This window comes from Streptosporangium fragile (assembly GCF_039534445.1).
GTDB classification, from domain to species: Bacteria; Actinomycetota; Actinomycetes; order Streptosporangiales; family Streptosporangiaceae; genus Streptosporangium; species Streptosporangium fragile.
In genome coordinates this window covers 1-23,621 of record NZ_BAAAVI010000010.1, presented here as the reverse complement: position 1 = coordinate 23,621, position 23,621 = coordinate 1, and the positions used below count along the sequence as shown (strand labels likewise).

At 71.9% G+C, this 23,621-nt stretch carries 22 protein-coding genes, 1 tRNA gene, 1 pseudogene and 2 riboswitches; of the genes and pseudogenes, 13 read left to right on the top strand and 11 right to left on the bottom strand.

Annotation, left to right across the window (positions count from 1 at the left end; genetic code table 11):
• Positions 1-38: 38 nt before the first annotated feature.
• The 5 genes from ABD841_RS08940 to ABD841_RS08920 all read left to right on the top strand — a co-directional run bounded on the left by ABD841_RS08940 (position 39) and on the right by ABD841_RS08920 (position 6,089).
• The gene (locus tag ABD841_RS08940; RefSeq protein ID WP_344969664.1) at positions 39-743 is read left to right on the top strand and encodes a gamma-glutamyl-gamma-aminobutyrate hydrolase family protein; all 705 of its coding nucleotides are present in this window, start codon (positions 39-41) and stop codon (positions 741-743) included.
• A gap of 212 nt (positions 744-955) precedes the next feature.
• Positions 956-1,054: riboswitch (glycine riboswitch) on the top strand.
• Positions 1,055-1,149, top strand: a riboswitch (glycine riboswitch).
• A 33-nt stretch (positions 1,150-1,182) separates the two neighbouring features.
• Entirely contained in the window at positions 1,183-2,274 is a 1,092-nt protein-coding gene (gene gcvT / locus ABD841_RS08935) for a glycine cleavage system aminomethyltransferase GcvT (protein ID WP_344969662.1), read from the top strand.
• Positions 2,271-2,663: a glycine cleavage system protein GcvH gene (gene gcvH, locus ABD841_RS08930; RefSeq protein ID WP_344969661.1), complete on the top strand. Its 393-nt coding sequence runs from the start codon at positions 2,271-2,273 to the stop codon at positions 2,661-2,663. Before gcvT ends, gcvH begins: the two co-directional genes overlap by 4 nt.
• A gap of 121 nt (positions 2,664-2,784) precedes the next feature.
• Positions 2,785-4,161, top strand: coding sequence for an L-serine ammonia-lyase (locus ABD841_RS08925; protein ID WP_344969660.1), 1,377 nt, complete (start codon positions 2,785-2,787; stop codon positions 4,159-4,161).
• Positions 4,162-4,331: 170 nt separating this feature from the next.
• Positions 4,332-6,089 carry a hypothetical protein gene (locus ABD841_RS08920; protein WP_344969659.1) on the top strand — a complete coding sequence of 586 codons (1,758 nt, stop codon included), beginning with the start codon at positions 4,332-4,334 and terminating at the stop codon, positions 6,087-6,089.
• A 227-nt stretch (positions 6,090-6,316) separates the two neighbouring features.
• On the opposite strand, the gene ABD841_RS08915 is transcribed toward ABD841_RS08920, so the two are convergent.
• Positions 6,317-6,955: a DUF6286 domain-containing protein gene (locus tag ABD841_RS08915; protein ID WP_344969658.1), complete on the bottom strand. Its 639-nt coding sequence runs from the start codon at positions 6,953-6,955 to the stop codon at positions 6,317-6,319.
• A 148-nt stretch (positions 6,956-7,103) separates the two neighbouring features.
• On the opposite strand from ABD841_RS08915, the gene ABD841_RS08910 reads away from it, so the two are divergent.
• The gene (locus ABD841_RS08910; protein ID WP_344969657.1) at positions 7,104-8,294 is read left to right on the top strand and encodes an amino acid deaminase/aldolase; all 1,191 of its coding nucleotides are present in this window, start codon (positions 7,104-7,106) and stop codon (positions 8,292-8,294) included.
• 191 nt (positions 8,295-8,485) lie between these two features.
• Here the strand turns inward: ABD841_RS08910 and ABD841_RS08905 are convergent, their stop codons facing one another.
• A complete protein-coding gene (locus tag ABD841_RS08905) occupies positions 8,486-8,959 on the bottom strand; it encodes a hypothetical protein (RefSeq protein ID WP_344969656.1) in 474 nt (157 codons plus the stop codon).
• A 308-nt stretch (positions 8,960-9,267) separates the two neighbouring features.
• On the bottom strand, positions 9,268-9,597 hold the full coding sequence (locus ABD841_RS08900; RefSeq protein ID WP_344969655.1) for a DUF3618 domain-containing protein: 330 nt from the start codon (positions 9,595-9,597) through the stop codon (positions 9,268-9,270).
• 111 nt (positions 9,598-9,708) lie between these two features.
• Between ABD841_RS08900 and bcp the strand changes: the two genes are divergently transcribed.
• The 7 genes and pseudogenes from bcp (at position 9,709) to ABD841_RS08870 (ending at position 16,802) form a co-directional block, all read left to right on the top strand.
• Positions 9,709-10,173 (top strand): thioredoxin-dependent thiol peroxidase, encoded by a 465-nt coding sequence (bcp, locus tag ABD841_RS08895; RefSeq protein WP_344969654.1) that lies wholly within the window; start codon positions 9,709-9,711, stop codon positions 10,171-10,173.
• Between the two features lie 84 nt (positions 10,174-10,257).
• Positions 10,258-10,689 (top strand): annotated as a pseudogene (locus tag ABD841_RS40805) (hypothetical protein); the annotation flags it as partial.
• A 34-nt stretch (positions 10,690-10,723) separates the two neighbouring features.
• Positions 10,724-10,796: transfer RNA gene (locus ABD841_RS08890), tRNA-Leu, on the top strand.
• A gap of 496 nt (positions 10,797-11,292) precedes the next feature.
• On the top strand, positions 11,293-12,492 hold the full coding sequence (locus ABD841_RS08885; RefSeq protein WP_344969653.1) for a sensor histidine kinase: 1,200 nt from the start codon (positions 11,293-11,295) through the stop codon (positions 12,490-12,492).
• Positions 12,493-12,512: 20 nt separating this feature from the next.
• Positions 12,513-13,166 carry a response regulator gene (locus ABD841_RS08880; protein ID WP_344969651.1) on the top strand — a complete coding sequence of 218 codons (654 nt, stop codon included), beginning with the start codon at positions 12,513-12,515 and terminating at the stop codon, positions 13,164-13,166.
• A gap of 338 nt (positions 13,167-13,504) precedes the next feature.
• Positions 13,505-14,275 (top strand): ABC transporter ATP-binding protein, encoded by a 771-nt coding sequence (locus tag ABD841_RS08875; protein WP_344969650.1) that lies wholly within the window; start codon positions 13,505-13,507, stop codon positions 14,273-14,275.
• A gap of 1 nt (position 14,276) precedes the next feature.
• Positions 14,277-16,802, top strand: a complete 2,526-nt coding sequence (locus ABD841_RS08870; protein ID WP_344969648.1) for an ABC transporter permease — start codon at positions 14,277-14,279, stop codon at positions 16,800-16,802.
• A gap of 311 nt (positions 16,803-17,113) precedes the next feature.
• Here ABD841_RS08870 and ABD841_RS08865 read toward each other — a convergent pair whose 3' ends face one another.
• The 8 genes from ABD841_RS08865 to murI form a co-directional block, all read right to left on the bottom strand.
• Positions 17,114-17,383, bottom strand: a complete 270-nt coding sequence (locus ABD841_RS08865) for a hypothetical protein (protein WP_344969647.1) — start codon at positions 17,381-17,383, stop codon at positions 17,114-17,116.
• The gene (locus ABD841_RS08860; protein ID WP_344969645.1) at positions 17,380-18,147 is read right to left on the bottom strand and encodes a toxin glutamine deamidase domain-containing protein; all 768 of its coding nucleotides are present in this window, start codon (positions 18,145-18,147) and stop codon (positions 17,380-17,382) included. The genes ABD841_RS08865 and ABD841_RS08860 overlap by 4 nt, the downstream gene beginning before the upstream one ends.
• A gap of 144 nt (positions 18,148-18,291) precedes the next feature.
• Entirely contained in the window at positions 18,292-19,386 is a 1,095-nt protein-coding gene (locus ABD841_RS40800) for a molybdopterin-dependent oxidoreductase (RefSeq protein ID WP_425581966.1), read from the bottom strand.
• A gap of 28 nt (positions 19,387-19,414) precedes the next feature.
• Positions 19,415-19,627 (bottom strand): pentapeptide repeat-containing protein, encoded by a 213-nt coding sequence (locus tag ABD841_RS40795; RefSeq protein WP_425581965.1) that lies wholly within the window; start codon positions 19,625-19,627, stop codon positions 19,415-19,417.
• 656 nt (positions 19,628-20,283) lie between these two features.
• On the bottom strand, positions 20,284-20,892 hold the full coding sequence (rdgB, locus tag ABD841_RS08850; RefSeq protein WP_344969642.1) for an RdgB/HAM1 family non-canonical purine NTP pyrophosphatase: 609 nt from the start codon (positions 20,890-20,892) through the stop codon (positions 20,284-20,286).
• A 79-nt stretch (positions 20,893-20,971) separates the two neighbouring features.
• On the bottom strand, positions 20,972-21,688 hold the full coding sequence (gene rph, locus ABD841_RS08845) for a ribonuclease PH (protein WP_344969641.1): 717 nt from the start codon (positions 21,686-21,688) through the stop codon (positions 20,972-20,974).
• Between the two features lie 4 nt (positions 21,689-21,692).
• Positions 21,693-22,445: an MBL fold metallo-hydrolase gene (locus tag ABD841_RS08840; RefSeq protein ID WP_344969639.1), complete on the bottom strand. Its 753-nt coding sequence runs from the start codon at positions 22,443-22,445 to the stop codon at positions 21,693-21,695.
• Positions 22,446-22,561: 116 nt separating this feature from the next.
• Positions 22,562-23,332, bottom strand: a complete 771-nt coding sequence (murI, locus tag ABD841_RS08835) for a glutamate racemase (protein WP_425581961.1) — start codon at positions 23,330-23,332, stop codon at positions 22,562-22,564.
• Positions 23,333-23,621: the final 289 nt, after the last annotated feature.

The following is a 23,621-nucleotide window of genomic DNA, read 5'->3' as shown; positions in this document are numbered from 1 at the left end:
ACCCGGCAAAGGCATACCGCAAGGCAAGGCAAGAGATCATGTCCCGTCCCGTCATCGGCATCACCTGCTACGTCGAACCCGCGAGGTTCACCGTGTGGGAGATGACCGCCGCCCTGCTGCCGTACACCTACGTCGAGCACGTGGCCCGCGCGGGCGGGCAACCGGTGATCCTGCCGCCCGCGGGCGACCCCGCCGCGCTGGCGGGGCGCCTGGACGGGCTGATCCTGGCCGGCGGCGGGGACGTCGCCCCGGGGCGGTACGGGCAGGAGCCGCACGAGCGGACCGGCCACGTCCGGCCGTTCCGCGACGACGCGGAGCTGGGACTGGTCCGCGCGGCGCTGGAGCGGGGCGTGCCGTTCCTCGGGGTCTGCCGGGGGATGCAGATCCTCAACGTCGCCCTCGGCGGCAGTCTCCACCAGCACCTGCCCGACGTGGTCGGTCACCCGGACCACGCGCCGGCACCCGGCCGGTTCGGCAGGATGCCGGTGCGGCCGGTCGCGGGCAGCCGCACCGGAAAGATCCTCGGCGCCGAGACACTGGACGTGGCCCACTACCACCACCAGGCCGTCGACCGCCTGGGCGCGGGCCTGACCGTGACCGCGCACGCCGAGGACGGCACGGCCGAGGCCGTGGAACTGGACGACCACCCGTTCGCCCTCGCCGTCCAGTGGCACCCCGAGGCCGACGAGGAGTCCGCCCTGTTCGAGGCCCTGGTGCGGCACGCCGCCCCGGCGGCCCGCTAGGACGGGTCCGGCCGGCGGGGCGGGGCACGCGGGCGGCGGCCTCCTCCCGGCGGTTCCCACCGGCGGGCGACGGGGCTCCGCCGGGCCGGTACGCCTCCCCCGCCCGGCGAGGCGGGGGTTCCCGGCCGTGCCCGCCCCGGATCCGGGAAGACGATGACCGCGCGGGGATTTCGCGAGAGCGGGACGGGCGGTTAGGCTGGCCGCGACACCGGTGAACCCGTGCGGGAGAGCGTCCTGACATCCAGGCCAGGACCCCTGAAGGAGCAAGCCCTCCCCGCGAACCTCTCAAGGCAAAGGACCGTGCGGGTAGGTGCCCTCTGGAAAGCAGGTCCCAGGACCTCGCCGAAGGTGAAAGTCCGGCAAAAACCGGGCGAAGCTCTCAGGCATCAATGACAGAGGGGGAGGATGCTCTCATCCGACCCTTGCCTGAGGTGCGAACATGTCCCGACCCACGCCGCTGCGCGGCGTCCACGAGTCGCTCGGCGCGACGCTGACCGATTTCGCTGGCTGGCTGATGCCGCTCCGCTACGGCAGAGAGTCCGCCGAGCACAACGCGGTCCGCCAGGCGGCGGGCCTGTTCGACCTGTCCCACATGGGGGAGATCTTCGTAACCGGCGCGCAGGCCGCCGAGGCGCTCGACTACGCGCTGGTCGGCCACCTGTCCGCCCTGGAGCCGGGCCGGGCCCGCTACACGATGATCGTCAACGCCGAGGGCGGCGTGCTGGACGACCTGATCGTCTACCGCCTGGCCCCCGAGGAGTTCATGGTCGTCGCCAACGCCTCCAACTACCCGCGTGTCGCCGCCGAGCTGACCGAGCGGGCCAAGGGCTTCGACGCCGCGGTGGACGACCGCTCCGAACGGTACGCGCTGGTCGCGGTCCAGGGGCCGCGCTCGGCGGAGATCCTGGCCGGGCTCACCGACGCCGACCTGGCCGGGCTGAAGTACTATGCGGGCCTGCCCGCCACCGTCGCCGGCCGCGAGGCCCTCATCGCCCGCACCGGCTACACCGGGGAGGACGGCTTCGAGCTGTTCGTCGCGGCCGAGGACGCCGAACCGCTCTGGGCCGCGCTCACCGAGGCCGGGGCGCCGCACGGGCTTATCCCCGCCGGGCTGTCCGCGCGCGACACCCTCCGCCTGGAGGCGGGCATGCCGCTCTACGGCAACGAACTCTCGGCCGACCTGACCCCGTTCGACGCCGGGCTGGGCCGTGTGGTGAGGTTTGACAAGCCGGGTGACTTCGTCGGCCGGGCCGCCCTCGAAGCGCTCAAGGACGTCCCGCCGGCCCGCCGCCTGGTCGGCCTGGTCGCGACCGGCCGCAGGGTGCCCCGGCACGGCTACCCGGTGGTGGCCGCCGGTGACGGCACCGTCGTCGGGACGGTCACCAGCGGGGCGCCCTCGCAGACCCTGGGCCGGCCCATCGCCATGGCCTATGTGGACAGCACGGCGGCGGAAGGACTGGCCGTCGACATCCGGGGCAGCCACGAGCCGGTCGACGTGGTGGAGCTTCCGTTCTACAGGAGGAAAAAGTGAGCATCATTCCCGAGGACCTGCAGTACACCAAGGAACACGAGTGGGTCTCCGGCGTCGAGGACGGCGGCACCATCACCGTGGGCATCACCGCCTTCGCCGCGGAGTCGCTGGGTGAAGTGGTCTACGTGCAGATCCAGCCCGAGGTCGGCGCGACCGTCGCCGCGGGCGACGCGGTCGGCGAGGTCGAGTCGACCAAGTCGGTGAGCGACATCTTCGCCCCGGTCGGCGGAGAGGTGGTCGAGATCAACCAGGCCGCCGTGGACGACCCCTCGCTGATCAACAACGACCCGTACGGGGATGGCTGGCTGTTCCGCGTACGCCTCGAAGGCACCCCCGACGACCTGCTGTCGGCCGAGGAGTACACCGCGCTCACCTCGGGTGAGTCGTAGGAATCCCCGCCCGCGCCGCGGCCGCGCGCGTCCTCCGGGCGTGCGCGGCCGGGGCGAGGTGAGGGACCGGACATATTGACTTCCCCCGGCCGGTGCCGGGGTTCCCCGCTGGAGGAATTCGATGACGATCAGTGTCTTCGATCTCTTCAAGATCGGAATCGGCCCGTCCAGCTCGCACACCGGCGGCCCGATGGCCGCCGCCCACAAGTTCGTGCGCGGCCTCGACCGGGACGGTCTCCTGGAGAAGACCGCCCGCGTCCAGGCCGTTCTGTACGGCTCGCTCGGCCTGACCGGCAAGGGCCACGGCAGCGACAAGGCCGTGCTGCTCGGCCTGTCCGGCGAGAAGCCGGAGCTCGTCGACGTCGACGCGGTCGACGAGCGGCTGGCCGCCATGCGCGCCTCCGGCACCGTCCGCCTGTACGGCACCCACGAGATCCCGTTCGTCGTCGGCGACGACCTCGTCTTCGAGCGGAAGATCTCGCTGCCCCATCACCCCAACGGCATGCGCTTCACCGCCTTCGCGGAGAACGGCGAGACACTCCGCGAGAAGATCTACTACTCGGTGGGCGGCGGGTTCGTCGTCGACGAGAACGCCACCGGGGCCGACCGCATCAAGGCCGACGACACCGTCCTGCCCCACCCCTTCACCACGGCCGCCGAACTGCTCGGCCACTGCGCGGAGACCGGACTGTCGATCTCCGGGCTGATGCTGGAGAACGAGAAGGCCTTCGGCCGCACCGAGGCCGAGATCCGCGCCCGGTTGCTCACCCTGTGGCAGGTCATGAAGGAGTGCGTGCGGCGGGGCATCGAGAAGGAGGGCGTACTGCCCGGCGGCCTGAAGGTCCGGCGCCGCGCCCACCAGCTCCACCGGCAACTGCGGGCCGAGTCGCAGGAGAAGGACTCGCTCCAGACGATGGACTGGGTCTCGCTGTTCGCCCTCGCGGTCAACGAGGAGAACGCCGCGGGCGGCCGGATCGTCACCGCCCCCACCAACGGGGCCGCGGGCATCATCCCCGCGGTGCTCACCTACTACGACCGCTTCATCCCCGACGCCGACGACGAGGGCGCGGTCCGCTTCCTGCTGACCGCGGGCGCGATCGGCGTGCTGTTCAAGGAGAACGCCTCCATCTCCGGCGCCGAGGTCGGCTGCCAGGGCGAGGTCGGCTCGGCCTGCTCGATGGCCGCCGCCGGGCTCACCGAGGTGCTGGGCGGCACCCCCGAGCAGGTCGAGAACGCCGCCGAGATCGGCATCGAGCACAATCTCGGCCTGACCTGCGATCCGATCGGCGGCCTGGTCCAGATCCCGTGCATCGAGCGCAACGCGGTGGCCTCGATCAAGGCCATCGCCGCGGCCAGGATCGCGCTGCGCGGTGACGGCCGGCACTTCGTCTCGCTGGACAAGGCCATCAAGACGATGCGCGACACCGGCCGCGACATGCTGGACAAGTACAAGGAGACCAGCCGCGGCGGCCTCGCGGTGAACGTCATCGAGTGCTGACCGACCCGTCGAGCGGTACCTTGATCCTGCAGGCCCGCTACCACTACGAGTAGACCCGGGACCGGGAAAGCTCGACCGTGCGATTCCCGGCAGATTTCTCATCCCGTACAGGGTTCCGGGGTCCCGCGCCTATGCTGGGTGGCCGTATCCGCGGGACTCGGGAGGTCGTGGTGGTGACGGCAGCACGCCCGGTGAGCCGTTCAGGCCGTTCGCACCGCTCGCCGAGGCCCTCGGGCACGCGCCGCGCGCTCCGCTTCCTCGGCGCGCACTGGCTGTTCCTGGTCGCGTTGCTGACCGGCGGCGGGCTGCGGGCCCTGGCCGTGCTGGGCTACCGGCCGGCCCTGTGGTTCTGGGCCGACTCCTTCGTCTACCTGAACGCGGGGCTCGCGCCCCGCCCCATGGAGTCCCGCCCCTCGGGCTACTCGCTCCTGCTGTGGGCGCTGCGCCCGCTGTCCAGCGTCCAGGCCGTGGTCGTGGTCCAGCACCTGCTCGGGCTGGCCGTGGCCGTCTGCGTCTACGTGTTGCTGCGCCGCCTGGGCAGGCTGCCCGGCTGGGGGGCCACGCTCGCCGCGCTGCCGGTGCTGCTGGACGCCCACCAGATCCAGCTCGAACACCTCGTCATGGCGGACCTGCTCTTCCAGTTCCTGGCGGTGCTGGCGATCACGCTGCTGCTGTGGCGCCGGCGGCCCGCGGCCTGGGTGGCGGCGCTCGCCGGGCTGCTGCTGGCCGCGGCGACCGTCACCCGGACGATCGGCCTGCCGCTGATCGCCGTCGTGCTGGCCTGCCTGGTGATCCGCCGGGCCTCCTGGCGGGCGGTCGTCGCCGCCACGCTGGCCGCGGCGATCGGCCTGGGTTCGTACGCCGTCTGGTTCAGGTCCGAGCACGGGACCTTCGGGCTGACCCGGGGCAACGCGTTCCTGTGGGCGCGCACGATGACCTTCGCCGACTGCGCCGTGATCAAACCGGCCGGCCCGGAGGCGGCGCTGTGCCCCACCGAGCCGGTGAACGGGCGCGCGGCACCGCCGCTCTACATCTGGGACGGCTCCTCACCGCTGAACAAGGTCAAGGGGAGCTGGGCCGAGCGCGACCGGCTCGCCGGCGCCTTCGCCACCCAGGCGATCCTGGCCCAGCCTCTCGACTTCCTCCGGACCGGTCTGGTGGACGTGGCGCACATCTTCGACTGGACCAGACGGGTCTACCCGACCCCCGGCCCGCAGAGCGCCTACGTCTTCCCGGACACCGCGCGGCCCTTCCCCAAGGGCGGCGCCTCGCAGGGCAAGACCGCCGAGGAGATCACCGTGGCCTACCAGGGCGCCTCCGGGGCGCCCTCGCTGGTCGAGCCGTACGCCGGCTGGCTGCGCGCCTACCAGGAGAACGGCTTCCTGCGCGGCCCGTTCCTGGCGGTGATCCTGCTGGTCGGCCTGGTCGGCGTGCTGCTCCGGGCCCGGCGGCTCGGTGGCCCGGTGCTGCTGCCGTGGGCGGCGGGCGTCATGCTGCTGGCCCTGCCGCCCTTCATCGCGGCCTTCGACCACCGCTACGTCGTCCCCGCCCTCCCGCTGGTCTGCCTCGCCGCGGGGCTGGCGTTCGGCGTACGGGACGAGGAGCCCTCCCGGGCGGCCGGGGCGGTCCCGGAGCCGGGCGGGCCGCGGGAGAGGTCAGCGGCGCCGGACGTGCAGCCGGACCATCGCGCCGAGTTCGGCGTCGCCCAGCGCCCGGCGGACCTTGCCGACGGCGTCCCTGTTGAGCCGCGTCACGAGTTTTCCGACGTCGTCCCCGGGCGCGCAGCTCACCGAGATACGCAGCCGCTCGTTCCGTACGTGCCGGACGCGAATGCGGGTGAGCCCTTCGACTTCTTTAAGGGCAACACCGAGCACGGCGGTGCCCGTCCCGGTCCGCCGGCCCCACCTCCCCCATCCCAGGGCGTGTAGCAACCACCGCAGCGCCAGCAGCGCCAGCAGCACCAGGAGCAGCGCCGCCAACCACCCCAGCCAGGGGTGCGCGGCCAGCCAGCCGGGCAGCCCCCTGCCCACGATCCGGTCCGCGCGCGCCTGCCCGGGGAGGTCGCCCCGGCCCCGCAGGAACGCGTAGCCGCCCGCGCCGGTGAGCGCCACACCGGTGAGGGCCAGGCCGATCCGGTTGCCCACATACGGCCGCATCAGATCCCCCGCCTGCGCAGCCGCACGACGACCTCGCCCGCGCACATCGCGCCCAGCGCCGTCAGCCGGTCACCCACGGCCACCCCGACCCGGCGCAGCACCGGTCCGCTCCGCTCGGCGCCGGTGAACACGGTGACCTCGACGATCCTGGACGCGAGCCGGACCCGGGCCCGGTCCACCTCGTCCACGGATTCGGCCGCCGCCCGGAGTGTGCGGCGCAGACCGGACCTGGTCATGCCGATCACCATCAGCGGATCGGCGGACTCCAGTGGCTCCAGCCGGGGGCGGCCCGGCACCGCGGCGAGCCCGAGCAGCGCCAGCCCCGCCAGGATCGCGAGTCCCGCCCCGGCGAACGTGACGGGATCGGACCAGTGCCACGCGCCGGCCCCGGCGACCAGCCGCCGGTAGGGCACCCGCCCGACCGGCGAGCCCATCAGCAGGCCGACGATCACCGCGGCGACGACACACAGGGCGGTGGACACGGCGAGCGCCACCGGCACACCCACCGCGGTCCTCGCCGGCCTGAGCAACCGCACCGACCTGCGGCGCACCACGTGCAGGTGCTCGCCGCCCGCCCGGCCCGTCCCGCCGCCACCGCTCCCCGTGCCCGTAACGATGTCCTGGAGAGTAGTCGTCATTCGATCATGTGTACGCGTTCCGGCGGGATCGGAGCGGGTCTTCCCCGCCCACTTGCCCGATCTTGGCACCCTCCTGATGGAGCGTTGATCGCCGGACAAGAAATATGAACTCTACTCATGTTCCTTCTCGCCGAGTTATGCTGCCGCCATGGACGACCGCCTGCGCTACGACCGTGCCACCGCGCACCTCGACCCCCCGTTCGCCGTCCTCGATCTGCGGGCGCTGCGAGCCAACGCCGACTCGATGGTCGCGCGGGCCGGGGGCAAGCCGATCCGGGTCGCCAGCAAATCCATCAGGTCCCGGGCCGTCCTGGAACGCGTCCTCGCCCTGGACGGCTTCTCCGGGATCATGGCCTTCACCCTGCCCGAGGCCCTCTGGCTGGTCTCCACCGGAATGCGGGACGTGCTGGTCGCCTATCCCACCGCCGACCGGGCGGCGCTGGCCGAACTGGCCGCGGACCCCCGCGCCGCGCAGGAGATCACGGTCATGGTCGACCGGGCCGAGCACCTCGACGTCATCGACTCGGCCGCCGGCGTCCGCGACCGGCACGAGATCCGGGTGTGCATGGACGTCGACGCCGGCTTCGTGGCCCTCGGCGGCAGGTTCCGGGCCGGTGCCCGCCGCTCCCCCATCCGCGAGCCGGACCAGGCCGCCGACCTCGCCACCGAGATCGCCAAGCGGCCCGGGTTCCGCCTGGTCGGCCTGATGGCGTACGAGGCGCAGATCGCGGGCATCGGTGACGACGCGCCCGGCCACCCGGCGCTCACCCGGGCCATCCGCTGGATGCAGGCCGGCTCCCAGCGCGAGTTGATCGTCCGCAGGGGCCGGATCGTCCGGGCCGTACGTGAGATCACCGACCTGGAGTTCGTCAACGGCGGCGGCACCGGAAGCATCGAGAAGACCGCCCGCGAGCGGGCCGTCACCGAGATCGCCGCCGGGTCGGGTCTCTTCCATCCCCGCCTGTTCGACTTCTACCGGAACTTCACCGGCAGACCCGCCGCCCTGTTCGCCCTGCCCGTCGTCCGCCGCCCCGCCGTCGGCGTCGTGACCGTCCTCGGCGGCGGCTACCTCGCCTCGGGCAAACCGGGTCGCGACCGCCTGCCCCAGCCCTACCTGCCGTGCGGGCTGCGCTATGACGCCGACGAGGGCGCCGGGGAGGTCCAGACCCCGCTGATCGGCCAGGCCGCCGAGGACCTGCGCATCGGCGACCGCGTCTGGTTCCGGCACGCCAAAGCCGGCGAGCTGTGCGAACGCTTCGCCGGTCTGCACCTGATCGACGGCGACGAGGTCGTGGCGGAGGTCCCCACCTACCGCGGCGAGGGCCGCACGTTCCTCTGACCGCCCCGGCCCCCGCGCACCCTTCGGAGCCCCGCGCTCTCGGAGCGCACGGGCCGCCGAACCGCGAGGGCGGACACCCACCGGCTTCCCGCGGATGCCCGCCCCGTGCTCCCGCCCCGCCGGATCCCGGTGCCGCCGCCCCCGTGGACCGGGCGGCGCCGCGCACCCGTGCGGGGATCCCGCCGGCGGCCTCAGAAGCCCAGGTCCAGCCGGTACCACCTGCTGCACCGGGAGGTCGTCCAGCCGCGGTAGCTCACCTGGCAGGTCTTCACCCGCACGGCGGCCACGTCGTACGCCGCGACCCGGAAGTGCTTGGTCTCGTCGTAGCTGCACAGCTTCACGCGCTTGGCCCGCCGCCACTGCCCGTGCTCGGCCGAGGCGACCTGAACCTCGAAGTAGGCGCACCTACCCCCCTGGCGGAGGGTCCGGTCGTCACCGTCGTACAGGTCACCCTCCAGCACGAAGCTGTTGTCCTCCTCGTCGTCCCCCTCGACCGCGTACTCCCCCTCCACCGTGGCCAGGCCGTTGGCGGACTCCTGCTCGAAGGTGTCGTCGTAGTCGCGGGAGGCCGACACCGGAGCCGCGGCGAGGGCCGGCGGAGCCGCGGTCAGCGCGAGCCCGGTCGTCGCCGCCAGTGCGATCGCCGTACGAATGATGAGCTTCATGGGGTTACTCCTCCTTTTCACCTACTCGCGATGTTCTGCGAGCAAGGGAGAAGTCACATGAGTAGACCCCTACTCATTTCCGGGTCACGCTCGCCCCTACGGGAGGGGGTGAGGGACGGGCCCGTCGTCACCCGGGGGACGGGCCCGACGCCGGGCCCCGCGCCGGGCCCGGCGGAACATTCAGGCAGGGCAAACGAACCCGGCGAAGCATTCAGGAAAGACCGACGGATCCGGCAGAGCGTCCAGGCAGGACAGATGGATCCGGCAGAGCGTTCAAGCAGGACAGACGGCCCCGGCGGGGGCGGCCGTCACCGGCGGCGGCGCCACAACATGACCACCGCGCCGAGCGCCAGCGCCACACCCACACCGATCAGGATCGGCGCCAGGTCCGGCCGCTCGTCCGCCCACAGGTCGTCGGGCTCGCCCTCCAGCTTGGCCGGCCTCGGCCCCGCCGCACCCGCCACCAGGTCGCCGACCTGCGTGACGAGGTGCTCCGCGTTCGCCCTGACCTTGGCCATCCCGCGCTCCGTGACGCGCTTGGGGCTCACCCGATCCACGATGGCGTCCACCGTCCGGGCCAGTTCAGCGCGCGTGCGCTCGATCTGCCGTTCCAACTCCGCGGGATCGGTGTCCGCCATGGCTCTCCTCTCGTACCCCCTGACATCGATCAGTGTGTCAGGTCCGGCCCTCCCACGGCACGTGGGCCCGGCCGGTAAGTTGACCTGGGAACGATTCCTCGGAGGAACCACATGAAACTCGAGCCGGGCGACGCCGCCCCGGACTTCACGCTCCCCGCCGCCGACGGCAGCACCATCTCGCCGGAGTCGTACCGCGGCAAGCGCGTCATCCTCTACTTCTATCCCGCCGCGATGACGCCGGGCTGCACCAAGCAGGCCTGCGACTTCCGCGACAGCCTCGCCTCGCTGGCCTCGGCCGGCTTCGCGGTGCTCGGTGTGTCGAAGGACAGCCCGGAGAAGCTCGCCACGTTCGCCGAGCGCGACGCCCTGACCTTCCCGCTCCTGTCGGACCCCGGCCTGGAGGTCCACAAGGCCTACGGCGCCTACGGCGAGAAGACCATGTACGGCAAGACCACCGTCGGGGTGATCCGTTCCACCTTCGTCATCGACCCCGACGGTAAGATCGAGAAGGCTCTCTACAACGTGAAGGCGACCGGCCACGTGGCTCGCCTCCGCCGCGAACTGGGCCTCGACTGAATACCTTTTGTCGCCACTCAATGCGACTTGATATGACGTGCGCATGCCCCAAGAATTGTCATTCCCATTTCATAGACTTGGGGCATGCCCGCCAAGTACAAGTACACCCCCGAAATGCTGGCCGAGGCCGCGGCCGGCTCCCTGAGCATCGCCGGCGTCCTGCGCCACCTCGGCATCACCGTCGCGGGCGGCAACCACGCCCACATCAGCCGCCAGCTGAAGCGCTTCGGGATCGACACCTCGCATTTCCACAGGGTTGCCCCGAACAAGGGGCGGCCTTCGCCGCGGCGCCGCCGGCCGGAACGGATTCTCGTCCTGCGACCGGAGGGCAGCTCCCGCCCGAACCCGAGACAGCTCAGACGCAGCCTGGTCACGGCCGGGATGCCGTACCGCTGCGCGGGATGTAAGATCGAGGGCGTCTGGCAAGGCCGGTCATTGATACTCCATGTCGATCACATCAATGGCGACTGGCTGGACAACAGAAAAGAGAATCTGCGCTTCCTCTGCCCGAACTGCCATTCACAGACAGATAATTTCGCAGGGAAGTCAAGGGGCCGTAGTCCAGCGGTAGAGACACACGGTTTAGGTCCGTGCCAGGGTGGGTTCGAATCCCACCGGCCCCACAGATATCCCCAGATCCGGGCCGTCACCCTCAAGTCGGTGACCGTCAGCGTGACACTTTCTCCGCAGGACGCACTATTCGTCGAAGAATACGTTAATCAAAAACGCGCCACATCGAGATCCGCAGCGATACGCGAGGCGATTCGATTGCTCCGTGAGCGCTGCCTCGCGGAAGACCACGCCGCCGCTTTCGGTGAGCGCGGCGCCGACGGGACCCCGAGCCGTGGGGCACCGTCGTAGGATCCGCCGGGACGGCCCCGCCCTCTCAGGCCACCGGGCCGGACGGTGCCTCCTCCGCACCGCCCGACCCGGTGTCGTTGTGATCGGTCGCCACAAACATTTCTCCCTTTACTCGCCCCGAAGGGCGCTCCCAGTGACAATGGTGCCAAAGGGGTGGTAAGAGCCCTGTAAGTCGTACCGGGTGTGCGACCTGGGTCGTACATCACCTCCACCTCCCGGGGGAAGGCCGCCGATCCGCGCCTTTCGTAGTGTGGTGACGTGTTCGGCAGAGTACGCGCCTGGGGCCGGCGCCATTCCGGGATCGTGGAGGCGCTGTGGCTGGCGCCGTTCCTCCTCTTCTCGCTGTCCAACGTGTGGACCATCGGGATGGAGGACGGGGCACGCAGGTTCAGCCCGGAGCTGGACTTCTCGGGGTTCCTGCTGCTCGGCGTCCTTCTGACGGTGCCGCTGTTCTGGCTGCGCAGGCAGCCCATCACGGTGTTCGTGGTCGTCTCGCTGGTCTGTTTCGTCCAGTGGCTGCTGGGCGTGCAGCTGCTGTTCTTCGACCTGTCGGTGCTGATCGCCATGTACGGGGTGGTGTCGCGCTGCGCGACGCGCTGGGCGGTGGGGGCGGGCCTGGTGGGCGAGCTGGGGTTGCTGCTGGCCTTCTGGCACCCCAGGACGGGGATCGACCTGCGGGCTTTCGCCAGCGCGTCGGTGGTGACCGTGGCGATATGGATCACCGGGATCTACGCGAGCACCCGGCGCCGTTACCTGGAGGGCCTGGAGGAGCGCGCCGAGCGGGCCGAGTACGAGCGCGACCAGCAGGCCAGGCTGGCCGCGGCGGCCGAGCGGGTCAGGATCGCCCGGGAGCTGCACGACGTGGTCGCGCACAACGTGAGCGTGATGATCGTTCAGGCCGACGGGGCGAGTTACGCGATCGACCACGAGCCGGAGCAGGCCCGCGAGGCGATGCGGGCGGTCTCGCTCACCGGCCGCAGGGCGCTGGCGGAGATGCGGCGGCTGGTGGGCGTGCTGCGGGCCGGGGACGCGCCGCAGGAGTACACCCCGCAGCCGGGGCTGTCGCAGTTGGACGACCTGGTGGCGCAGGTGCGGGGGTCGGGGCTGCCGGTGGACTTCCGGGTGACGGGGGCGCCGCAGGAGCTGCCGGAGGGTGAGCAGCTGACGGTCTACCGGATCGTGCAGGAGGCGCTGACCAATACCCTCAAACACGGTGGCCCGCGGAGCAGGGCCACGGTGGAGATGGAGTACGGCGCGCGGGAGGTGCTCTTGCGGGTGACCGATGACGGCTGCGGTGCGGCGGCGCCGGGACGTGAGGGTGGGCACGGGCTGGTCGGCATGCGGGAGCGGGCGGCGATGTTCGGCGGGAGCGTGGAGGCCGGTCCGCTGGCCGGCGGCGGGTTCCGGGTGGTGGCGCGGCTGCCGATCGGGGAGACCGGGACGGGCAGGGCGGCTTGAGCGACGGGCCGATCCGCGTGATGCTGGTCGACGATCAGCAACTGCTGCGTACCGGGTTCCGCATGGTGCTCGGTGCGCAGCCGGGCATCGAGGTCGTCGCGGAGGCGGGTGACGGGGCCGCCGCCGTGGAGGGCGTCCGGACGACCCCGGTCGACGTGGTGCTGATGGACGTGCGCATGCCGGTGATGGATGGGGTGGAGGCGACGCGCCTGATCTGCTCGGTGCCCGGTGGGCCCCGGGTGCTGATCCTGACCACCTTCGACCTGGACGACTACGCGTTCGCGGCGCTGAAGGCGGGGGCCTCGGGTTTCCTGCTGAAGGACGTCCCGCCCTCCGACCTGGTGAGCGCGATCCGCTCGGTGCACAGCGGGGACGCGGTGGTGGCGCCGAGCACGACGCGACGGCTGCTGGAGCGCTTCGCCGTGCACCTTCCCTCTCCGGGGGCATCCGAGCCCGCGGCGCTGTCAGGGCTGACGGCCCGGGAGCGGGAGGTGCTGGTGCTGGTGGCCCGCGGCCTGTCGAACCTGGAGATCGCCGGACGGCTGGACCTGGCGGAGGCGACGGTGAAGACGCACCTGGGCCGGGTGCTGGCCAAGCTGAACCTGCGGGACAGGGCGCAGGTCGTCGTGTACGCCTACGAGTCGGGGCTCGTGACCCCGCATTCCGGCGGCTGACCCGCTCGTACGGCGGGTGACTGCGCCGGGCCGGTGGATCGTCATGCCCGGCCCCGCCGGTAGGTGATCACGGTGGGCTGCGGCGGATGTTCCCGGCCGGTTCCGCGCCCCGCGCCGGTCGGGGCCCGGTGACCGGGTGACGGCGGGCGGCCGCGGGTGGCGGGTGGATCGCCCGTCTCGGCCGAATGGCCGAGGCGGGGGTGCGACGGAGGTGGCGGTGGCCGGTTCCGGGGCGTCTTACGGCTGAGGACAACTCCGTCCTGTAGTCCGATGAACCCCAATCATCTCAGCAATAGCGTTTTTCCGTCATAACGCATACGTTGCCGAGGAGAACTGACGTGACCATCACCGGAGAGGCCGGCGCCTGGAACGCGCGGGAGACGACGGTGCCGGCCGTGACGGCCAGGGGCCTCACCAAGGTGTACGGCCAGGGGGACGCGGCCGTGCACGCGCTTCGCGGGGTCGATGTCTCGTTCTCGACGGGCGCTTTCACCGCGATCATGGGACCGTCCGGGTCCGGGAAGTCCACGCTGATGCACTGCCTGGCCGGGCTGGACACGGTCAGCGGCGGCCAGGTGCACATCGGCGACGTGGAGCTGACCGGGCTCGGCGACAAGCAGCTCACCCTGCTCCGCCGCGAGCGGATCGGCTTCATCTTCCAGGCGTTCAATCTGCTGCCGACGCTGACGGCCGAGCAGAACATCCGGCTCCCTCTGGAGATCGCCGGGCGCCAGGCCGACCAGGACCTGTTCGACCGGGTCGTGGAGACCGTGGGCCTGCGTGACCGGCTCGGTCACCGGCCGACCGAGCTGTCGGGGGGGCAGCAGCAGCGCGTCGCGGTGGCCCGCGCCCTGATCAGCAAGCCGCAGGTCATCTTCGCCGACGAGCCCACCGGCAACCTGGACTCGCGCAGCGGCGCCGAGGTGCTGTCCTTCCTGCGCACCTCGGTGCGCGAACTGGACCAGACGATCGTGATGGTCACCCACGACCCGGTGGCGGCCTCGTACGCCGACCGCGTGGTGTTCCTCCGCGACGGCCTGCTGGTCAGCGAACTGTCCCGGCCGACGCCGCAGTCCGTGCTGGACACGCTGATGAAGCTGGAGGCGTGAGGTGCTGAGGACGACCCTGGCCGGGCTGCGGGCGCACCGGCTGCGCCTGGCGCTGACCTCGCTGGCGATCGCGCTCGGGGTGGGCTTCATCGCGGGCACGTTCGTGCTCACCGACACCATCGAGAAGGGCTTCACCCAGACGTTCTCCGCGGCGGCCGACAAGATCGACGTCGCCGTGCTCCCCCTGCCGAGCGGGGAGAGGGGACGGGTGCCGACCGTCCCGGAGGCGACCCTGGAGAAGATCCGCGCCGTGGACGGCGTGGCCGACGCCCAGGGGCTGGTGCGGGGCACGTCCGCGCTGATCGGCAAGGACGGCAAGGCGGCCGGCGACTACCCGACGGCGGGCATCTCCCTGCCGGAGGGACCGCTGAACCGCACCGTGATCGTCAGTGGCGCCGCCCCGGTAACCGCGACGCAGGCCGTGCTCGACGAGGGGACCGCCAGGACGCGCGGATTCAAGATCGGCGACACCATCACGGTGCTCGACCACAGGAACGCCCAGCACCGGTTCACGCTGGTCGGCCTGTTCGACGTCGGCCTGGACCAGGAGATCGGCTACACGGGCGCGGTGGGCTACACCACCGCCACGGCCAGGGAGATGACCGGGCAGCAGGGGTTCCGCGCGATCGACGTCGCCGCCGCCGAGGGTGTCACGCAGGAGAGGCTGCGCGACGCGGTGGCCGCGGCCGTCGGCGCGGACTACCAGGTCCTCACCGGTGAACGGTTCGCGGCGGACATGGCGAAGGCCAACGGCGCCGACAGCGGTTTCCTCACCATGGGCCTGCTGCTGTTCGGCGCGGTGGCGATGTTCGTGGCCGCGCTGGTCATCTACAACACCTTCAACATCCTGGTCGCCCAGCGGACCCGCGAGATGGCGCTGCTGCGGTGCATCGGGGCGACCCGCGGGCAGGTCTTCGGCTCGATCCTGCTGGAGTCGGCCGTGGTCGGCCTGCTCTCCTCGGTGGCGGGCCTGCTGCTCGGCTACGGCATGGGCGCGGGGGCGCTCAGCGTGCTCGCCGCGTTCGACGCGCCGCTGCCCGTGACGACCGCGGCCCTGACCCCGCGCACCATCGCCCTCGGCCTGGTCATCGGCCTGGCGGTCACGATCGGCGCGGCGCTGCTCCCCGCGCGGTCGGCGACGAGGGTGGCCCCGATCGCGGCGCTGCGCTCGCAGGTGGAGGAGCAGACGTTCCGGGCCGGTCTCGTACGGGTGATAGTCGCGGCGCTGTTCCTGATCTCGGGCGTGGGCACCACGGTGGCCGGGTTGACCATGGAGCACGGCGAGACCGCCCTCCTGGTGGTCATGGCCGGCAGCACGCTTGTTTTCCTCGGGGTGCTGACCCTCGGACCTGTGATCGTCAAACCGCTGTCCGCCTTCGCGGGCTGGGTGCCGGCCAAGCTCTCCGGGGTGCCCGGCCGGCTGGCCGTGGAGAACTCCCGGCGCAACCCGAAGCGGTCCGCCACCACCACCGTGGCGCTCACCGTGGGCGTGACGCTGATGACCGTCATCTCCGTCGTCACCGTCACCGCGCGGGCGACCTACACCAAGCAACTGGACGAGCAGTTCCCGGTCGACTACATGGTCCAGACCCAGGAGCGCGACTCCAGCCTGCCCCGGACCATCGCCGAGGAGTTGCGGACCCGGCCCGAGCTGACCTCGGTCGTGGCCTTCCGGGAGACTCTCGCCGCGGTCGGCAAGGGCGCCGGGACCGGCGGCGGGAAGCATGAGGTGGGGACGTTCACCGCGGCCGCGGACTTCGCCCCGAAGCTCGACACGGGCTCGCTGGGCCTGCTCAAGCCGGGCACCGCGCTCGTCGCCGACCACCTGGCCGAGCGGTTCGGGGTCGGCGCCGGCGACCGGATCACCGTGCGGACGGCGAAGGCGGGAACGGTCGCCCTCACGGTCGTGGGCGTCTCCGACGGGGACTCCGGCCTGCCCGGCGTGACCGTCCCCGAGCGGGAGTTCGATCGCTACTTCAGCGGGGTCGGCGACAGCCGGGTGATGGTCAACTACCGGGACGGCATCGATCCGGACCGGGCCCTCAAGGTGGTCGAGGCGGCGACCCGGCCTTACCCGACGGCCAAGGTCATCAGCTCGACGGAGGTGCGCGGCCAGTTCGACGAGTCGCTCGACATGATGCTGATGGTCATCACCGGGTTGCTGGGCCTGGCGGTCCTCATCTCCCTGCTGGGCATCGCCAACACGCTCTCGCTCTCGGTGCACGAGCGGACCCGCGAGTCGGCGCTGCTGCGGGCGCTCGGGCTGACCAGGTCCCAGCTGCGGCACATGCTCTCCGTCGAGGCGCTGGTCCTGGGCCTCATCGGCGCGTTGGTCGGCGTGGTCCTGGGCATCGTGTTCGGCTGGGTCGCGGCGCAGACGATGAGCGATGACGTCGTGTTCCGGCTGCCGGCCCCGCAGATCCTCGCGTTCGTGGCGCTGTCCGGCCTGGCCGGGGTGCTCGCCGCGGTGCTGCCGGCCCGCCGCGCGGCACGCGCGTCCATCGTGGACTCGCTCGCGAGCGGGTGAGGCCGCCGCGCCGGCGGGCCGGGTGCCCGAACATCCGGCGGCCGGGCATCGGACGGCCGCCGGGTGCCCGCGGCCGTCATCAGGCACGGAAGCACCCGGTGACCGGGACGCCGGACGGCCAGGTACGGGATGACCACGGTGCCGGGTGGCCGAAACATCGGAGCGCCCGGCGACGGGGACATCTGGTGGCCGCAACGTCTGGTAACCGGACATCTCGCAGCCGGGACATCTGGTGGCCGAGATGTCTGGTAATCGGGACATCTCGTGGCCGGGACATCTGGTGATCGGGACGTCTGGTGGCCGGGACGTCGTCAACGAGGGCGGCGCCCCGGCCACTGCTCGGCCACGGTCTCGGGGTTGAGCAGGGGGCGGATGACGATCTCGCCGGTGGCCCTGTCGATGACGATGCACCCGGCGCCGACCGTGTCGGGAAGGACGCCGGGATCGTCGGGCTCGGGTTCCTTGGCCCAGGCGACGTACCCCTCCGCGAAGGCATAGATCCTGATCTCGACGGCGGAGCCGGGGCTGCGCACCCCGTTGAAGTACTCCTCCGCCACGGCCCGGGCCTGGTCCGGGTTCACAGCCGCCGCCCCTCTCTGTCGATCACGACGCAGAAGACGCCGGTCACCGATTCGTACGGCGGCTCGACGGCCATGTGGCCCCGCTGCGCGTCGATCCAGATGACCTCCCCGTCGAAGTTCACCGCGTTCCACGCGTGACTTCCGCCGGCCGGCCACCGGTTGATGATGATCGCGGCGGAGCCGTGCCCGCCGGCCAGCAGCGCTTGCGCGATCGGGACGTAGGAGTGGCGCCCCTGCCCCACGTACTGGAAACGCTGCCCCAGCCATCGCTCCGCCCGGGCCACGCCACCGGCCTCACCGCTGAGCAGCGGCCTGCCGACGCGGTCGTACTCGGGACGCCGGGGCGCGGCCACGGTGGGCACCCCGTACCAGGTGGCGAGCGCCGACAGCGCGCAGTCGACGGCGTTGGTCGCGCGGAACGGGTCGTCCGCGGGACCCGCTCCATTGATCATCCTGATCCACATGCCGCGCGGGTCGGGGAAGCGGCGCGGCGTGCCCTGCTCGGTGACGGGAACGGCCCGCACCATGTCGTCCTCGGTTTGCGGGTCGGGCCTGGCCAGCCCGCCGGCCACGCCGTAGGGCCGGCACAGGTCCAGCCGTGTCGGCCCCCAGCGTCCCCGCTCGCGCGGCCGCTCACGCGGGCGCTCGCGCGGCGGCGTCACCACGGCGGAGGTCTGGATCTCCAGCTCGAAGTCGCGCCACCGCTGCCCGTCCACGGTCACGACGGGGTTGTAGACCCCCGCGGGCAAGCTCCAGTCGTTCACAGGCCCCCCATCACCGAACTTCTGCGAGGCAGATGCTAGGGCGGCCCTGTCCACCGCGTGGGCCAATTGACCAGATGGAGGGACTCACCTGTCCCTGCCGGAAGAGGGCGGCGAGCGGGACGCCGGGGTACGGCCGCACCCTTCTCAGGCGACCTCGACGCGGATGGTGTGCCAACCGGTGGCGCCGTCGGGGGCGACCGGGGCGCGGTCGGCGACCTGGGTGTAGCCGGTCGCGTCGGTGGCCCGGACCGCGATGGTGTGGGTACCCGGGGTGGCGTCCCAGTCGTCGATCACCCACTGGCGCCAGGTGTCGGCCGTCGGTGCCTCGGCCAGCCGGGCCTGGCGCCACGGGCCCCGGTCGACGCGGACCTCGACGGCGTCCACCCCCTTGTGCTGCGCCCAGGCGACGCCCGCGATGACGGTGCGTCCCGGTCGGACGGTGGCGCCGTCATGGGGCAGGTCGATCCGCGACTGGGTCTTGATCGGTCCCTTGGCCGACCAGCCCCGGGGAGTCCAGTAGGCCTCGTCCTGGTCGAAGCGGGTGACCTTGATGTCGGTGACCCACTTGGTGGCCGAGACGTAGCCGTACAGACCGGGGACGACCTGGCGGACCGGGAAGCCGTGGTCGATGGGGAGCGCCTCACCGTTCATCGCGAAGGCCAGCAGCGCGTTGCGGCCGTCGAGGACGACGTCGACCGGGGTGCCGCAGGTCCAGCCGTCGGCGGAGGTGCTGAGCAGCATGTCGGCCCCCTTCTGCACGCCCGCGTCGCGCAGCACGTCGGCGAGGCTGACGCCCAGCCAGCGCGCGTTGCCGATGTAGGGACCGCCGACCTCGTTGGAGACGCAGCACAGCGTGACGTCGGCCTCGGTCACGGTGCGCTTCATCAGGTCGGCGAAGGTGAGCTCGACGGGCCGGTCGACCAGGCCGTGGATCTTCAGGGTCCAGTCGGCCGGGTCGACCTGGGGCACCACGAGAGCGGTGTCGACCCGGTAGAAGTCGGCGTTCGGGGTGACGAACGGCGACAGTCCCTTGATTTTGAAGTCGACCCCGGCGGGGAGCGGGGCCGCCGGGGTGGCGGGCTCGGGCAGCGCGATGCCGGCACGGGCGACGCCCACCTCGGCCCGGCCCGAGAGCAGGCGTCCGGCCAGGCCGCCCACCCCGGCGACGGCGGCGGCGCCGAGCGCGCCGGTCAGCAGCGCGCGCCGGTCGAACGCGTACAGGTCGTCCCCGGCACGCATGACGGGCGGCACCGGCGGGTCGTACCGGTCAGCGCGCTCCGGCCCGGTCTGCGGCGCGGTGTCCCACGGCCGCGTTTCGTACGCGCCCGGAGCCGGGGTCGCGGCGCGGGCGTCCTCCGGCACCGAGGCGTGCTCCGCCGAGGCGTGCTCCGCCGAGGCGTGCTCCGCCGAGGCGTGCTCCGTCCAGGTGTGCTCCGTCCAGGTGTGCTCCGTCCAGGTGTGCTCCGCCGGAGCGTGCCAACGGTCGTCGTCGAGTCCGGCGGGGACACCCTCGGGGGTGTCGGCGGGGACGAACGCGCGGCGGGTGAGCCGGTGCAGGGCGAACGCGGCGGCACCGACGCCCGCCAGCGTCGGCAGGACGTCCACCGCGGCGGCGTCGGGGCGGGTCAGCACGGCGGCCAGGCCGACAAGGCCGAAGACGGCCAGTCCCGCCAGGCCCCGGCGGATGTCGCGAGCGGCCAGAGCGCCCACCGCGGCGGCGAAGAGCGCGAGGACGACGAAGACCCCGGTGAGCAGGACGACCTTGTCGTTCTCACCGAACGTGCGGATCGCCCAGTCTTTCAGGGCCGCCGGAGTGAGGTCGACGGCCGCGTTGCCGACGGCGACGACCGGGAAGGCCGACGGCTTGACCAGGCCCGCGGCGAGCAGGGAGACCCCGACCGCCACCGCCCCGGACACCAGGCCGATCAGCGCCGCGGCCCACGAGGGCATGCGCCTGTTGCTGTGCATACCTCCGACGCTACGCCCGTCGCGGGCCGCAGGATCTTACGCGCCGATTACAACCGCGCCGGCCAGGCGGTGCCGGCCACCTCGGTGCCGATCACAGCACCGGCCACGGCTACGACGACCGCCGTACCGGGCGCGGGCCGCCCTCCGGCAGGCGGCGGCTCCGCCCGGTCAGCCGAGCATCTCCGGCAGCAGGGGGGCCAGAGCGCGGAAGGCGCGGCCCCGGTGGCTGATGGCGTCCTTCTCGCCGGGGGACAGCTCGGCGGTCGTGCGGCTCTCGCCCTCGGGCACGAAGATCGGGTCGTAGCCGAAGCCGTTGGTCCCGCGCGGAGCGCGGACGATCACGCCGCGCAGCGCGCCCTCGGCCACCCGCTCCTCCCCCGACGGCAGGGCCAGGACCGCCGCGCAGGCGAAGTGCGCGCCGCGGTGGCCGTCCGGCACGTCGGACACCTGGGCGAGCAGCAACCGGAGGTTGGCCTCGTCGTCGCCGTGCCTGCCCGACCAGCGGGCGGAGAAGATGCCCGGCATGCCGTTCAGCGCGTCGACGCACAACCCGGAGTCGTCGGCGATCGCGGGCAGCCCCGACTCCTTGGCGACCGCGTGGGCCTTCAGCAGGGCGTTCTCGGCGAAGGTCAGCCCCGTCTCGGCGACGTCGTCGATCTCGGGGAACGCGTCGAGCCCGACGATCTCCACCTCGACCGCCGCGTCGGCCAGGATCCGGCGCATCTCAACGATCTTCCCGGCGTTCCTGGTGGCCAGGACCACCTTCCGTTCGCTCACGCGCCCTCCTTCGGCGACCGCACTCGCACGCTGCCGTGCCCACCGGCTCGCATGCCGCTGTGCCCGCCGGCTCGCTCGCTCACGCCAGCGCCTCCCGCTGCATGCGGGTGAGCTCCGAGCACCCGGCGATCCCGAGGTCGAGCAGTTCGTTCAGCGCGTCGCGGTCGAACGGCTTGCCCTCGGCCGTGCCCTGGACCTCGACGAACTCGCCGGAGCCGGTCATCACCACGTTCATGTCCGTCTCGGCCGCGACGTCCTCGGTGTAGCAGAGGTCGAGCATCGGCGTCGACCCGACGACGCCGACCGAGACGGCGGCGACCGACCCGATCAGCGGATCACCGGCGCACATCTTCCTCGCACGCATCCACGCGACCGCGTCGGCCAGGGCCACGTAGGCTCCGGTGATCGCGGCGGTGCGGGTGCCGCCGTCGGCCTGGAGTACGTCGCAGTCGATGATGACCGAGTTCTCGCCCAGGGCCTTGTAGTCGACGCAGGCGCGCAGGGAGCGGCCGATCAGGCGGGAGATCTCGTGCGTCCGGCCGCCGATCTTCCCGCGCACCGACTCACGGTCGTTGCGGGTGTTCGTGGCGCGCGGCAGCATGGCGTACTCGGCCGTGACCCAGCCCTGCCCGCTGCCCCGGCGCCAGCGGGGCACGCTGTCCTGCACGGAGGCGGCACAGAGCACTCTGGTGCCGCCGAACTCGACGAGCACCGAGCCCTCGGCGTGGGCGAGCCAGCCACGGGTGATGGTGACGGGGCGGAGCTGATCGGGAGAACGTCCATCTGCACGAGCCATGAGCTCACCCTAGGTCATACCGGGCCCCGCTCCGCGCGAGCTCCATGCGTCCGCCGAATCCGCCGCGGGAGGCGTCCTCCAGTACCTGATCGCGGTCGTTCCAGGGCACAAGGTGGGTCAGCACCAGGGTCTCCACGTCCGCCTTGGCCGCGTGCTCGGCCGCCTGGCGGCCGTTCAGGTGCAGGTCGGTGGGGAGGCCGGGCCGGTCCAGGAGCGAGGCCTCGCACAGCAGCACGTCGGCTCCGGCGGCCAGCTTGACCAGTTCGGCCGACTCCCCGGTGTCTCCGGAGTAGACCACCGAGCGCCCGCCGTAGGACACCCGGAACCCGTAGGTCTCCACCGGGTGGTTCATCAGCGCGGCCGTCACCTCGAACGGGCCCACCTCGAACATCCCCGGGGCCAGCCCGACGAAGTCGAAAGCCGTGTCCAGCGCCGGTTCTTCCGGCATGGCGTAGGCCGCGTTCAGCCGCTTCCGCGTGCCGGCGGGACCGTGGACCGGCACCTTGGGCAGCGGTCCCCCCGGGGAGTAGGTGCGCACGACGTGGTAGGGACACATGTCCAGGCAGTGGTCGGCGTGCAGGTGGGACAGGCATATCGCGTCCACGTCGTACAGGCCGATGTGCCTCTGGAGCGCGCCGAGCGCGCCGTTGCCGAAGTCGAGCAGCATGCGAAACCCTTCCGCCTCCAGCAGGTAGCAGGACGAAGGGCTGTCCGGGCCGGGGAAGCTCCCCGAACACCCGATGATCGTCAATTTCACGGCGGCCTCCTACGTTCACATTGCGGCGCCGCGCGTCGCGGTCCGGGCGCCGCCGAGCGGCGTCCGCCCGGCCTCTCGTCCGCCGCGCTCCCGCGCCCCGGAGCGCGGGAGCACCCTCACGCGCGGTGCCCGTTGGTCGAAACATCCCCTACTACTGCGACTTCGACCGCCTGGATCTCCGGCCCGAGGAACCGGCGGCCGAGGTCGGCGAAGAGGCCCGCGTCGCCGGTGGCGCGGAAACGGTGCCGTGGCTCGCCCCCTACAGCGGCCAGGCCCCGGTCGTGCAGGATCCGGTAGACGTCCTTCGCCGTCTCGTCGGCGCTGGAGACCAGCGTGACACCGTCCCCCACCACGTAGGAGATCGGCCCGGCGAGCAGCGGGTAGTGCGTGCATCCCAAGATCAACGTGTCGCACTCGGCGGCGAGCACCGGCTCCAGATAGCCGCGGATGACGTCGATGAGCTCGTCGCTCATCGTCTCCCCCCGCTCGACGAACTCCACCAGCCGGGGCGCCGCCACGCCGGTGAGCCGGACGTCGGGAGCCGCGGCGAACGCGTCGTGATACGCCATCGACTCGATCGTGGCCCGGGTCCCGATCACCCCGACCCTGCCGTTGCGGGTGGCCCGCACGGCACGGCGCGTGGCCGGCTGGATCACCTCGACGACCGGCACGCCGTAGCGCTCGCGGGCATCCCGCAGCACCGCCGCGCTGGCGCTGTTGCACGCGATGACCAGCATCTTCACGTCGTGCTCGACGAGGTGGTCCATCACCTCCAGGGCGTAGGCACGGACCTGCGCGATGGTCTTGGGACCGTACGGCTGCCGCGCGGTGTCGGCCACGTAGAAGATCGACTCATTGGGCAGCTGATCGATGATCGCCCTGGCCACCGTGAGGCCGCCTACGCCACTGTCAAAGATTCCGATACTCGCTTGCGACACAGCCCAAGGCTAGGCGACCCGGGAGGGTCGATCACGGTAAGAATCCTCACAACACTGATTCCCGACTCAGCCTTTTCCAACTGGTATGTCCTGATCCACAGATCGGCCGGAATCAGCCGGGGACACGGGACGGGGACCGGCCGGCTCGGGACGGCAGAAGCGGCCGGAGGCTCGGTCCGGCTCAGAAAGTGTTGGGTAACCGGGTGATCACTCCTGGTTTAGGTCTTCGGCGAGACGT